We start from the raw sequence: 12,396 nt of genomic DNA, 5'->3' as shown, positions 1-12,396 counted from the left end.
ATCCGACCTCTCATTTGGCTTAAACGTTTAAGGTTATTTAATCATACCAGCGCTTTTGAAGTCAATTTAGCCAAAATGAGAAAGGCGAAAAGAGCTAACCTTTGTCCGCTCCGGCCGTCATGCCGTGGATCAAGTACTTCTGAAAGTACATGTACAGGAGCGTGATGGGCAGCGCCACAAGGACGGCACCCGCGGCAAAAATGGTGAAGCTGGAATTGGTCTCGTTGGCAACCATGCTGTACAGCCCCTGCGCAAGAGTCATTTTTTCCGGCGACCTCAGCACGATTTGCGGCAGAATGAAATCCATGAACGGTGTGATAAAGCTGTTCAAGGCGACAAAGGTAATGGACGGCAAGGATAACGGAAGTATGATTTTGAAAAAGGAATCCCTGGTTGTTGCGCCATCCATAAAAGCCGCTTCTTCCAGGCTTCTGGGAATCGTGTCGAAATGACCTTTCATCACCCATGTTCCCATGGAAATCGAACCGCCAGCGTAGATTAAAATCAAACCCAGATGCGTATCGAGCAATTTCGTCTGCAGCAGCAGCACGAAAATCGCCATAATGGATAAAAAGCCGGGAAACATCTGCAGGACAAGCAAGGTCATCAGCCCCTGCTGTCTGCCCTTGAAGCGAAATCTGGAGAAGGCATATGCCGTCATTCCAACCAGTACGGTCGATAGAATGGCATTGGCAGCGGCAATTTTGAGCGTATTGCCGAACCACAGGACAAAATCGGTATTCCGAATCAGCTCCGCATAATGAACGAATGACGGATCATCAGGAAACATTTTGCTGACCAACAAAGCATTTCCCGGGTTCAGGGAGGTGCCAACAACCCAGATAAGCGGATATGCCGTGGTTATCAACAGTACGATAAACACCGCGTAAATGGCGGCGACGACCAAATTGCTTTTTAATTTTGACATTTAGATCCAGTCCTCTTCTCGATTTGAACCCATCCGCTTGTAATTCCATAAGGAGAAAATCGCAATCAACAGGAACATGATGATGGATACGGCGGAAGCATGTTGAATTGGCTCTGATTCAGCGTCATCTTATAAATCCAAGAGATCAATATATCCGTGCTTCCCGCGTAGAAATAATCCGGTTGATTCGGATTGCCGTCGGTGAGCATATAGATCAGGTTAAAATTGTTGAAGTTGAATGCAAACTGCATGATCAGTATGGGAGCCGTAGCCAGCATCACCAGAGGCATCGTAATTTTGAAAAACTTGCGGCTTCCCGAAGCGCCGTCGACCTCCGCGGCTTCGTACAAATCACGCGGCATCGTGGTGAGCACCCCTGACATTAACGCCATTAGAAAAGGAGTCGAAAACCACAAGTTGACTAAAATAATCGTAATTTTGGCCATGGTCGGGTCCGAGAGCCAAGGGACGGGCGAAAAACCTAGGCTGGCAATCCAATCGTTCACCGGACCAAACGACCCGTTCAGCAAGACCCTGAAAACCAATATCGAAATAAATTGGGGAACGGCCCAAGGCAAAATAAATGCGGTTCTCCAAAACTTTTTAAATCTGATGCGCGGATGATTCACCATCATAGCCAGAATCAGACCGCTAAAAAATACCGAGACCGTGGAAACCGTAGCCCAGATCAAGTTCCAGACCGCTATGCCCAAGAAAGTGGAGCGCCATGCTTTTTGTGCGAACAAATCGTAAAACGCTGCAAGCCCGGTCCAGTCGACCAAAGAACGGTCGGGAATATGATCCGGAGCGGAATAGTTCGTAAACGCGATCAAAACATTAAACACTAGCGGCAGTACCGTCACAAACAAAACGAAGAGCGCGGCAGGCGCCAGCAGCAAGTAAGGAAGGTTCCGAAACTTCGCTTTCTTTAAAGAAGCCATGAATCCGGGAGCCTGGCCGCCTTTATCCCTGATTTCCCCATTCTTCTTCGCATCGTAAACATTCATGGCATACATGCCGAGAAACAAAAGAATGATGATCACCGCAATAATTCCGTGAATGAGCAGGAAAATGGAATGATCCCCCTGAACGACCTTCCCTTTTATGATTCGGGTAGGCACCTCTCCCAAGGATATGAGCCCGGTTATCGCCCGATTCGCCAAGGGATAGTAACTCCAGAAGAACAATTGGGCAACCGTCATCCATATCAGGCCTTTAAGGTACTGTCTGTTGTAAAGCTGACCCAATCCTATGAAAAGCAAAGATAACATGGCGGCTCGGTTCCGGTGACGATTACAGCGAGCATTTTGATTTACATGCATTTCTTACAACCGCCTTAATATTTTTTAGCATGAATTAACGCTTCGTAATGGCTGTCTTGATTTGTTCTACTGCTTTATTCAGTGCCGCAGCCGGGTCTTGGTCGTCGTTCCAAATCGATGCGAACGCAGCGCTCGCCGGCTGCCAAACGTTCCCCATTTCCGGAATGGACGGCATGGGCGTGGAATGTTTCGCTTGTTCAAGGAATGCCAGCGCATCCGGATTGTTCGTAATGATCGGATCTAAAGTCAGATCATTCCTCGGCGGAAGCTGTGCCGTCATTTCAAACCGCATTGTCAAGTTTTCCTTGTTGGTTGCATAACTGGCAAACAGCTTGGCGGCGGCAGGATATTTCGTATAGGAATTGACATATAGCGCCCTTATCCCCGAGAAGCTTACCGGGCGTTCTCCATTCGGCAGCAAAGGCAGCGGAACGACTCCATAATCCATCTCTGCCGTTGATAAGTTCGAAATCAGCCAAGGTCCGTTGATGATCGCGGCCGCTTTGCCCTCCTGGAAGAAACCCGTAATGATATTGTCGTTTAAATCGTTAATGTTGATGGGAAGGATTTTTTTCAGCGACTGCAGGAACTTGGCCCCTTCGATCGCTCCCCCGCTATTCAAGCCGATATCGTTCGCGTCTTCCCCGTTATTTCCGAATACGTATCCGCCGTAACCCGCCAGAAATGAATACGATTGATACAACTGCGAGACATCCCACAGCAAGGCGAATTTTTTGTTTTCGGGATCGTTATAGGTCTCAGCGAATTTGACGATGTCTTCGTAGGTTTTGGGCGCTTGGCCCATAAGCTTCTTGTTGTAAAATAGCGCGTACGTATCGATGGCCGTCGGGAATCCGTAAAGAACGCCTTGATACGTCACGCCATCGATAGCGCTCGACATAAACTCGCTCGCGGCTTTCTCGTCGAACGCATCATTCTCAAGCACAAGGCCGGCCGCCACGGCATTTCCGATCTGGTCGTGCGGCGCCGAGAAGACATCCGCCCCGATCCCCGCAGGTCCATCCGTCGTCAGCTTTTTCACGCTGTCTATAGCGGGAACCGCTTCCACTTTAACCTTTACGCCATATTCTTTCTCAAATTCCGCTGATACCGCTTTCAGATAGTCCAATTCGGGGCCTTTGGACTCCCACACCAGCAATTCGGCTCCTGCCTCCGGCTGCAGCTCTCCCTGGCCTGCAGGTTGCTGCTCCTCCCGGGTCCCTTGTTCTTCTTGGGCAGGCGGGGCTGCTGTCTTGCCGCATCCCGTCAAAAACGAAAAACTGAACAGAACCGTAATAACAGCGGCAATAAACATTCGTTTTGACAATATGCTCCCTCCTTCTTGGATGTTTACCTAAACGTTTAAGTACTGAAACGTTTAAGTGATTTCGCTTCTATGATAACTTCCCCCTTATCGTTATGTCAACAGCAATTCAATTGTAAATTTTTGCGGCTCCCTATCGGCGTTTATCTTCGTTAATCTTATGAAGGACGGCCCTGATTGATGGGGTGATTGATTACTCCAAAAAAATTTTCCGCCAAGTCCAAACTTTTTGCCCGCCCCCGCACGTCTTGCATGTGTAAAGTCGATTGCAATTGTTCGCTGGCGCGCAGCAAAGGAGTGTCATAATCTCATGAGAAGCAAACGGAAGCTGGAGAAGCTGCTGATAGACTGTATTACGGAACATCAAGACAGCGTCTACCGTTTGGCCTACAGCTATGTCGGAAATAAAGAGGATGCGCTTGATATCGTTCAAGACGCCATCCATAAAGCATTCATATCCATGGATAAACTGCAAAACAAGGGTTCGGTGAAAAGCTGGTTTTACCGCATTGTGGTAACCACGTCACTAGATTATTTACGGAAAAAGAAAAAGGTGCACGTCATGGAGGATGATATCCTGGAAACGTATATCCCCGGCGTTCAAGATACGTACCGCAATATCGACCTGGCCGAGTCGCTGGACGAATTGCCGCCGAAATACCGCACGGTCGTCATCCTCCGCTATTTTGAAGATATGAAAATCGAAGATATCGCGGAAGTTCTTCAGGAAAATGTAAACACGATCAAAACAAGGCTTTATCAGGCGCTGAAAAAGCTACGGATCAGCCTGGAGGAAGAAGAACAAATGAAAGAGGTGTCCCGCCATGGATGAGCGTTTACATCAAATGAAACAACAGCATGAATCCATACCGATACCGGAAGAATTAAACATGGTCGTCAAAAGAGCCATCAAGCAAAGAAAAAAAACGCCGTGCCGCCGTACAGGCGCTGTCAGGGGCCGCCGCCGCCTTTATCCTTTTTGCCGGAGGAGTAAATACCAGCCCCGCGTTTGCCGCCGCAATGTCGGAGGTTCCTGTCCTAGGCAGTCTGGTTAAAGTCATCACCATCCAGGAGTTCTCCCACCGGGATGACTCCTCGGAGGCCCATATCGAGACGCCGGCCCTCACGCAGCTGGACAATCCGGCTCTGGAGGGAGCGCTGAACAGCAAATATGCGGAGGAAAACAAAAAGCTGTACGAGTCCTTTAAGGACGAGGTCGCCAAGCTTGAGAAGAATAACGGCAAGGCCCATATGAGCCTCGACAGCGGATATGAGATCGTAACGAATACCGACCGGCTGCTGACCCTTTCCCGCTATGTCGTGACAGCCGCAGGCTCGTCCGCCGAAACCAGGGTCTACGATACGATCGATAAACAGGAGAAGCTTGTCATTACGCTTCCGAGCCTCTTCAAGGACGACAGCTATGTCCGGGTGATCAGCGAAAACATTAAACAGCAGATGAAACAGCAGATGCAGGCCGACCCGGACAAAATCTATTGGGTCGAATCGACCGAGGACGATCCCGTGACTCCTTTCGAGAGCATCTCCAAGGATCAAAACTTTTATATAAACGCTGACGGCAAGCTGGTCATCTCCTTCAACGAGTACGATGTCGCCCCTGGTTACATGGGCGTAGTAGAATTCACCATCCCGACGGAAGTGCTCTCGGATATTCTGGTCAGCAACGAATATATCAAGTAAAAAACCATGTATAACATACATTTTAGGAGGCTATCCCCATGACAACATTCAAATCCGTTTCTCCATTCCAGAAAAAACTCGTGGCCGCAGGTTTGGCAGGAGCCCTTCTCCTCACCGGCTCAGCCGGCTTCGTGACAGAGGTCCACGCCGGTTCCCCTGCAGCTCGCCAGTCGTCGCCTATAGTGGCCAAGATCCAGGAACTGCTTACCCATAAGACATTGAAGTCCGGCGAAAGCTCGCTTAAAACCAGCATCCGTATTCCCGTATTCCATGGACTGAAGGATGCCAAATACCAGGCACAGCTGAACGGCATCATCGAATCCCACGCTTCCAAGGATTTGGCCCGTTGGGAGAAGGAAGCCAAGGAAGGTGCACTCAAGGCCAAAAAGAACGCTCCGCCATGCATCCTTATGAACTTAACATCAGCTACGAAGTTGCCTCGGACGGACCGGCCCCGTTTCCAACTTGATTTCACTGAAGGTGATCACCGAGGTTTCGACCGGGAACGCTCCGGCCCAGCGCGTAGACACCTATAACTTCCTGAACAAGAAGGAAGCCGCGCGGGTAACCTTGGAAAGCTTGTTTGGAAATCAATACAAGCAGATAATCGACTCCAAGATCAAGGCGGCTATCGCAGCCGGCCCCGAGAATTATTTTGAAGGCAAGGACGGATTCCAGGGCATCCATGCGGAGCAAGACTTCTACGTGTCCGGGAACCGGGCGGTTATCGTCTTCCAGGAATACAGCATCGCGCCGGGCTCTACCGGTACGCCTGAATTCCGGATTGCTCTTCCCGGCAAAGCCGAAGCCGCCGTTTCTGCCGTGATCCCTTCGAAATCCATTCTGAAAGCCGATAACGGGACGGTCATGATCCCGCTTGCCGATGTGTTGCATAAACTTCAATTCAAGGTGAAATGGAACGGCAAAACGAAGACGGCCGAGATCAGCAAAGGCGCCATGCGGACCTCGGTCACGGTCGGCAAGAACGCATACTTTTTCGGCAAAATGGCTCCGCTGAAGCTGGGCGCGGCTCCTGTAATGAGCAAAGGACGCGTGTACGTGCCGCTCAATTTCCTTACGGACATTCTTCATGCAAGCATAACGAAAATCCAGAACGGAAACATGGAAGTCACGCTGAAGTAATCCCAGCCCGCTTAGGACTATACCCTTTCATAAGAGGCTCAAAGCTAAGCCCTCACACCTCCCGGGTGTAAAGGGCTTTTTTCTGTGAGATGCATAGGTTTAACCTATTATTTCATTTATAATAAACTTAAGAACAAGCGAAATGATTTTCCCCGGCAACCAAACTTTTTTAATGGGGGTACTTATGATTTTGATCATTTTTGAAAGGCTAAACCCTCTTGTCCTCGTGCTTGTCATTTGTCCTTTGCTTGCAGTCTTTTTCGGGACTGCCGCGGTCTGGTTACGGAAAAAATGGTTTTGGGGAGCAATTCCCGCCTTTTTGCTGCCTCTTCTCTTCATTGCAAGCGATTTTGAAACGCTGCAGGCCAATTGGGCAGCCTGGATTTTATACGGATTGATGTACGTCCTGCTAGCCTCAACCGCGTATAAGCTCACGGCCGAAAATAAAGCAAGCCGGTGATCATTTGAACATATTTTTGAGCACCATCATCAAATTGCCCGGCTTCTCCGCAAGGCGCCGCGTGTAATACGGGTACCACATCGTTCCGTACGGCATATAACAGCGGATGCGGTAACCCTGCCGGGCCAGCTCGGCCTGGTCGTTCATGCGCAGTCCGTATAGCATCTGGAACTCGTAGTTCTCCTTCGGAATGCCATGGCGGGCCGAATAATCCTTGACCCAGTTAATAATCCGGTCGTCATGGGTCGCAACCGCCGCATACGTTTCCCTGTCTAGATGCCGCTTAATGATCTTTTTATAATTCTCGATGATTTCGTTCATGCTCTGATACGCAATGCTGCCCGGCTCTTTGTAAGCTCCTTTGACCAGCCGCAGATGGATCCCCGCCTTCATCAGCGCTTTGGCATCTTCCGCCGTACGGAACAAATAGGCTTGAAGAACGGTTCCCACGTTGTTCAAGCCTTCTTTGTGCAGCCGCAGGGTCATATCGATCGTAGCCTGGGTAAACGGGGAATCCTCCATATCCAGACGCACGAAATTGCCAAGCTCCTTCGCTTTGGCCGCGACCGCCCGCACATTGCCGTAGCAGCCTCCGGCTCCAGGGACAGCCCCATCTGGGTCGGCTTTAAGGACACGTTTGCATTGGCTTTGCGCTCGGCAATCCCCTCCAACAGCCTTAAATACTGCTCCTTATATCCGTCCGCCTGATCCAGGGAAGCGATTCCTTCCCCAAGATGATCAAGGGTAACCATGATGCCGAGCCGGTTCAGGCGTTCCGTTTCCTCAAGCGCTTCCGGCAGCGTATCGCCGGCAATGAATTTACGGGCCATTCTTTTGCAGTATTTTAGGGTTAAACGTTCCACCAGCCTGCTGCCGGATATGGTCAGCATGACTTTCCGATAAAGCTCCGTTGCATCCATTAGGGCCTCCCCCTTCCGGTGACTTATGTCCTCCTTGTAATCAAATGCGCCGTTCGCGGATTTATGCAGCCTCCGGCTCATTTATTTCAAATTTTGAGAAAAGCTCTTGCCATTTCAAGACTCCCGTTCCTATTATTAAAGAATATGACGAATGCAAAAAGACCTCCAACATGAATGGAAACTTATTCCGGTTAAAGGAGAGGCGTCATGTTTAGTAGATTCATTGGCACTAAAAAAGCCTCATTCAAGAGGATCCTCTATTTTTACACGCTGATTTTAAGCATCGTTCCCGTGCTGCTGCTGGGCATTGTCTCTTCTTCCATCGCTACCAATGCCGTTCAGGAAGAGGTTGACCATAATCATCAGGTTGTATTAAACCAGGTTCAGTACCAAGCCGACCGCTTCCTGCAAACGATTGAAACCGATTCCATTCAATTGGCCAACAATACCATGATGGAGAAGCTCATGGAGGCCGGGCCTTCGATGAAGAATTATGATCTGTTTACGGAAATTCTGGACCTGATTCAAAAACAGAGAAGCACATCCGAAATCAGCTACGATGTCTCGCTTGTTTTCGGCAAGTACGGAAAAATCCATTCCAATCGCTACGGGTTCATCCCTGAAGACGAGTTTCCTTATTCCGATCTGATCAAGCGTCTTCGAAACCCGGACCAATTTCCGTTGATCGTGTCGCCTTATACCTATCCCAATCAATCCGAAATTCTTATTGCACGGCCCGTACCGCTGTTTTATGCGGATGAACCGGACGGCTATATCATTTTCCATGTGGAAACGTCCCTGCTCGTGTCCCTGATTCAAGAATCCGGGCTGGGAGAAAACCGCAGGGTCCTCATTCTGGACGATCAGGCCAAGGTTGTCGCAAGCCAGAACCCCGAAGAGATCGGAAAACGGCTGTACTCCTCGCAATTGTATCAACTGTGGAGCAACCCAAGCCTTTCCGCAAGATCGCTCACGCTGGATAATAAAGAATATCAGTTCTCCTCCCAGAAATCCGTCATGAATAACTGGTCTTTTATTTCGCTAACCGAGACAAGCCTGCTGACCGCCAAATCCCAATGGATCGTCAAGCTTACCTGGCTCATGGTTCTCGTGCTTGCGATCCTGTGGGCGTTCATTGTCTATTTCGGCACCAAGCGGCTGCACGTTCCCATTGAGTCGCTGATCAGCAAAATCCCGCTCGCGGTAAAAACGGTCCCTCATCCGAAGGACAGCCTGAAAGCGCTCGATTCTTTTATTCAGCACATGGTTTCCGCCAACGACCATTTGCAGAGCCAAATCAATGAACAAATCCCTTATTTAAAAGAAGCCTTGCTGCAGCAGCTTCTGCGCGGGGAAATCGATTCCGATTATGCTAAAAAAATGGACAGCTACCGGTTCTTCGAAAAAAGCGGCTTTTTCTATGTTTGCGTTGTCGAACTGGACAAATATGCTCTATTCAAGGAAACCTATGAGGAAAAAGACCGCGCCCTGCTCTGGTATGCCTTACGGAAAATGATTATTGAAACTTACGAGGAAGAACCCCGGTTCTTCTTCGCCACCTCCATGCCCGTTTCCAATCAAATTGCCGTCATTATCGGAATGGAGAAGGTGACGGACAAGTCCGAGGAAACCCTGAGACATTTAACCAGGCATTTTATAGATAAAATCAACCAGTTCTTTCCGTTCACGGTTACCGCGGCTGTAAGCCAGCCCGTGAGAGACTACAGAAACATCTGCGAGGGTTATCGGCAGGCCGTAGATTTGCTGGGCTACCGGTTATTGCTGGGATCGAACCAGCTCATTGTACCCGAGGACATTCAATCCTCCGTTGAGAAATCAAGAGCCTCGATCTTTAAAATTCAGAAATCCATAGTGAATGGCATCCTTCAAGGCGATCTGGAAAAGGCCAAGGACCGTCTGTACGAAATGGAGCAGATGGTGCCGCAGGTGATGAATAACGTGGAAGCCGCAAGAGGATTATTTACTTATTTGATCGGGGAAATCGAGGTTCATATCCAGGAGTTGGGCCTGGATGAGAATTCTTTTTTACCGAGGGACAGATACAGCGATCTCAATGGAATGACCAGTTTGAACGAAATAACGGAATGGTTTATCCATGATATTTTTCCGGGAGTGATTGAACATATCCGCAGCAAGCAGGTTTCCCAGCAAAAAAAACTTGTGCGGCAAATTCTGTTCCATATCCACGAACATTATGATACCGACCTGTCCTTGCAGCAGATATCCGATCGGTTTGAGCTCTCTCCTTCCCAAATCAGCCGGATGTTCAAAGAGGAGACCTCCGTTAATTTCAGCGATTACTTGATCCGGTACCGAATGGATAAAGCCAAAGAGCTTCTGATCCATACCAATATCCCCATTAAAGACATTTCCGAAAAGCTGTGTTATACCTCCGTCCAAAATTTCAACCGGATCTTTAAGCAGACCGTTCACATGCCGCCTGGAAAATACCGCAAGCAATTCAGGGAAATCAAAAACGATCCGGGTAGCGATCAAAGCGCAGAATGCTGATTCTGCGCTATTTTTCCGCTCTTTTTACGTTTAGCTTTTCTTGCGTTTTATTTATCTTTTGCAAATCGGAAGTGATTATTGAGTTTCATTTCAGTAGCTGGCAGTATTGATGGCATGACAAAGGAATGGCAGCGCTTCCAATCGGATGGATTGCCCATATTCAACTACAACCTTAAAGGAGGGGTGCTATTGAAAACACAATTGACCGCCAAGCCCATTCTGCAGGTCAAACAATCGAAATGGCAGGCAACGGCCCAACGGATTTGGAAAGAGAGGTACCTTCTTCTTATCGGACTGCCGGGCGTCTTTACTTTCTCTTATACAAATATATTCCGATGGCAGGCTCCTATTTGGCCTTTGTCGATTTCAATCCGTTTCAGGGAATTTTTAAAAGCGAATGGGTGGGGATGGCGCACTTCCGGCGGATTTTTGAGGACGAGGAAATTTTTAAAGTCATCATCAATACGCTGTATATCTCTTTTTTGCAGATCGTTTTTGCGTTCCCTTTACCGATCATACTTGCGTTAATGCTTAATGAACTGCGCAACCAGACGTACAAAAAATTCCTGCAATCCGTTATTTATCTCCCCCACTTCCTGTCTTGGGTCGTGGTTGTCGGGATAAGCATCGTGTTTCTAAAGAGTGAAGGAATCATCAACGTTCTTCTGCATGATATGTTCGGTTGGAATGCCATACCTTTCCTCACCAATCCCGATTACTTTAAACCCGTGGTCGTTCTGCAAGTGATCTGGAAGGAATCCGGCTGGGGAACGATCATTTTTCTGGCAGCGTTATCGGGCGTAAATCCGCAGCTCTATGAAGCGGCCAACATGGATGGAGCCGGAAGGCTCAGACAAATATGGAGCATTACGCTCCCCGCCATCCGCAGTACGATCGTCATCCTGCTTATTCTGCGGTTGGGGCAGGTGATGGACAGCGGATTCGAACATATTTTCCTGATGCTGAACCCGCTGAACCAGGACTCGCAAAACGTGCTGGATACCTTCGTTTATTTCAAAGGCATTCAGCAGTCGGACTACAGCTTCGCAACGGCGGTAGGCCTGTTTAAAGGAATGATCGGCCTCATTCTGGTGATCCTGGCGAATAAATTGGCCAAAAAGTTTGGGGAAGAAGGCGTATTTTAATGTTGAACCGAACCGGAAAGGAGCTGCTGTCGTGAGGGATCGATCGATATCCAACAAGCTGTTTGATGCGGTAAACATCATCATCCTGCTGCTGGTATCGCTAATGATGCTGTTGCCGTTTTTATACGTTGTATCCGTATCCTTATCATCCTATACCGAATACATGAACAGGGATTTTTATCTCATTCCGAAGTCCATCGATTTCAAAGCCTACGCATTCATTTTCAATTCGGGTTCCTTTATTCGATCGATTTTCGTTACCGTCTTTGTCACTCTGCTGGGCACGTTCGTGAACCTGCTGCTCACCTCTACGCTGGCCTATACGTTGTCCTATAAGGTGTTTGGCCAAAGAACCGTCTTATTCATGGTCCTGTTCACGATGATGTTCTCCGCGGGGATGATTCCAACTTATCTGGTCGTCAAAGAAACGGGACTTCTTAATTCGATTTGGTCGTTGATTCTGCCGGTCGCCGTCACCCCGTTCAATTTGATCGTCATGCGGCAATTTTTCATGAGCATACCCGGCGAGTTGAGCGAAGCCGCGAAAATTGACGGCTCGAATGACCTCCAGACGTTTTTGCGGATCATTTTGCCGCTTTCGAAGCCCTCTTTGGCAGCGTTCGGCTTGTTCTATGCGGTCTATCACTGGAACAATTACTTTTCCGCCATTTTATATTTGAATGATCCCGCCCTCTGGCCGATTCAAGTCATTCTAAGACAAATCGTCGTGGTCAACGAAGCGCTGAGCACGTTAGGCAACGGACAAATATTGCTGGAGAACGCGCCGCCCGCCGAAACCGTCCAAATGGCGGCAATCATCGTCGCTACCGTTCCCATTCTGATCGTGTATCCCTTTCTGCAAAAACATTTTGCCAAGGGGGTGATGCTTGGTTCAGTGAAGGGCTAGCAAGCCAAAGGCAT

10 protein-coding genes and 3 pseudogenes are annotated in these 12,396 nt (G+C 48.8%); 8 read left to right on the top strand and 5 right to left on the bottom strand.

Annotation, left to right across the window (positions count from 1 at the left end; genetic code table 11):
* Positions 1 to 94: 94 nt before the first annotated feature.
* The 3 genes and pseudogenes from XI25_RS04000 to XI25_RS03990 all read right to left on the bottom strand — a co-directional run bounded on the left by XI25_RS04000 (position 95) and on the right by XI25_RS03990 (position 3,577).
* Positions 95 to 928: a sugar ABC transporter permease gene (locus XI25_RS04000; protein WP_046677472.1), complete on the bottom strand. Its 834-nt coding sequence runs from the start codon at positions 926 to 928 to the stop codon at positions 95 to 97.
* Positions 929 to 2,250 (bottom strand): annotated as a pseudogene (locus XI25_RS03995) (ABC transporter permease subunit).
* A 34-nt stretch (positions 2,251 to 2,284) separates the two neighbouring features.
* Entirely contained in the window at positions 2,285 to 3,577 is a 1,293-nt protein-coding gene (locus tag XI25_RS03990; protein WP_046677471.1) for a sugar ABC transporter substrate-binding protein, read from the bottom strand.
* A 307-nt stretch (positions 3,578 to 3,884) separates the two neighbouring features.
* Between XI25_RS03990 and XI25_RS03985 the strand changes: the two genes are divergently transcribed.
* From XI25_RS03985 to XI25_RS03970, 5 genes and pseudogenes are all read left to right on the top strand, one after another.
* Positions 3,885 to 4,406 carry an RNA polymerase sigma factor gene (locus XI25_RS03985; RefSeq protein WP_046677470.1) on the top strand — a complete coding sequence of 174 codons (522 nt, stop codon included), beginning with the start codon at positions 3,885 to 3,887 and terminating at the stop codon, positions 4,404 to 4,406.
* Positions 4,399 to 5,275, top strand: a pseudogene (locus XI25_RS03980) (DUF3298 domain-containing protein). The gene XI25_RS03985 and the pseudogene XI25_RS03980 overlap by 8 nt, the downstream one beginning before the upstream one ends.
* A 38-nt stretch (positions 5,276 to 5,313) precedes the next feature.
* A complete protein-coding gene (locus XI25_RS34080; protein WP_235439644.1) occupies positions 5,314 to 5,811 on the top strand; it encodes a DUF4163 domain-containing protein in 498 nt (165 codons plus the stop codon).
* A complete protein-coding gene (locus tag XI25_RS34075; RefSeq protein WP_235439643.1) occupies positions 5,741 to 6,418 on the top strand; it encodes a stalk domain-containing protein in 678 nt (225 codons plus the stop codon). Before XI25_RS34080 ends, XI25_RS34075 begins: the two co-directional genes overlap by 71 nt.
* A gap of 184 nt (positions 6,419 to 6,602) precedes the next feature.
* On the top strand, positions 6,603 to 6,878 hold the full coding sequence (locus XI25_RS03970; RefSeq protein WP_046677469.1) for a hypothetical protein: 276 nt from the start codon (positions 6,603 to 6,605) through the stop codon (positions 6,876 to 6,878).
* Here XI25_RS03970 and XI25_RS36085 read toward each other — a convergent pair whose 3' ends face one another.
* Both XI25_RS36085 and XI25_RS36080 read right to left on the bottom strand, forming a co-directional pair.
* Complete coding sequence (locus XI25_RS36085) at positions 6,879 to 7,454, bottom strand: proline dehydrogenase family protein (RefSeq protein ID WP_327204720.1); 576 nt, start codon at positions 7,452 to 7,454, stop codon at positions 6,879 to 6,881.
* Positions 7,361 to 7,798, bottom strand: a complete 438-nt coding sequence (locus XI25_RS36080; protein WP_327204719.1) for a hypothetical protein — start codon at positions 7,796 to 7,798, stop codon at positions 7,361 to 7,363. The genes XI25_RS36085 and XI25_RS36080 overlap by 94 nt, the downstream gene beginning before the upstream one ends.
* Before the next feature lie 207 nt (positions 7,799 to 8,005).
* Here XI25_RS36080 and XI25_RS03960 point away from each other — a divergent pair, with 207 nt between their 5' ends.
* From XI25_RS03960 to XI25_RS03950, 3 genes and pseudogenes are all read left to right on the top strand, one after another.
* The gene (locus XI25_RS03960) at positions 8,006 to 10,330 is read left to right on the top strand and encodes an AraC family transcriptional regulator (RefSeq protein WP_046677468.1); all 2,325 of its coding nucleotides are present in this window, start codon (positions 8,006 to 8,008) and stop codon (positions 10,328 to 10,330) included.
* 201 nt (positions 10,331 to 10,531) lie between these two features.
* A pseudogene (locus XI25_RS03955) lies at positions 10,532 to 11,475 on the top strand (ABC transporter permease).
* Positions 11,476 to 11,506: 31 nt separating this feature from the next.
* Entirely contained in the window at positions 11,507 to 12,382 is an 876-nt protein-coding gene (locus tag XI25_RS03950) for a carbohydrate ABC transporter permease (RefSeq protein ID WP_046677467.1), read from the top strand.
* Positions 12,383 to 12,396: the final 14 nt, after the last annotated feature.

The sequence above is a fragment of the Paenibacillus sp. DMB20 genome (assembly GCF_000987955.1).
Lineage (GTDB): Bacteria > Bacillota > Bacilli > Paenibacillales > Paenibacillaceae > Paenibacillus_AQ.
The sequence above is the reverse complement of the archived record's forward strand: the minus strand, read 5'-3'. Positions and strand labels throughout refer to the sequence as shown.

What these genes read in the sequence shown, in the direction of transcription:
- XI25_RS04000 (WP_046677472.1), bottom strand. Translation starts at nt 928, where the DNA reads ATGTCAAAATTAAAAAGCAATTTGGTCGTCGCCGCCATTTACGCGGTG.
- XI25_RS03985 (WP_046677470.1), top strand. Translation starts at nt 3,885, where the DNA reads ATGAGAAGCAAACGGAAGCTGGAGAAGCTGCTGATAGACTGTATTACG.
- XI25_RS34080 (WP_235439644.1), top strand. Translation starts at nt 5,314, where the DNA reads ATGACAACATTCAAATCCGTTTCTCCATTCCAGAAAAAACTCGTGGCC.
- XI25_RS03970 (WP_046677469.1), top strand. Translation starts at nt 6,603, where the DNA reads ATGATTTTGATCATTTTTGAAAGGCTAAACCCTCTTGTCCTCGTGCTT.
- XI25_RS36080 (WP_327204719.1), bottom strand. Translation starts at nt 7,798, where the DNA reads ATGGATGCAACGGAGCTTTATCGGAAAGTCATGCTGACCATATCCGGC.
- XI25_RS03960 (WP_046677468.1), top strand. Translation starts at nt 8,006, where the DNA reads ATGTTTAGTAGATTCATTGGCACTAAAAAAGCCTCATTCAAGAGGATC.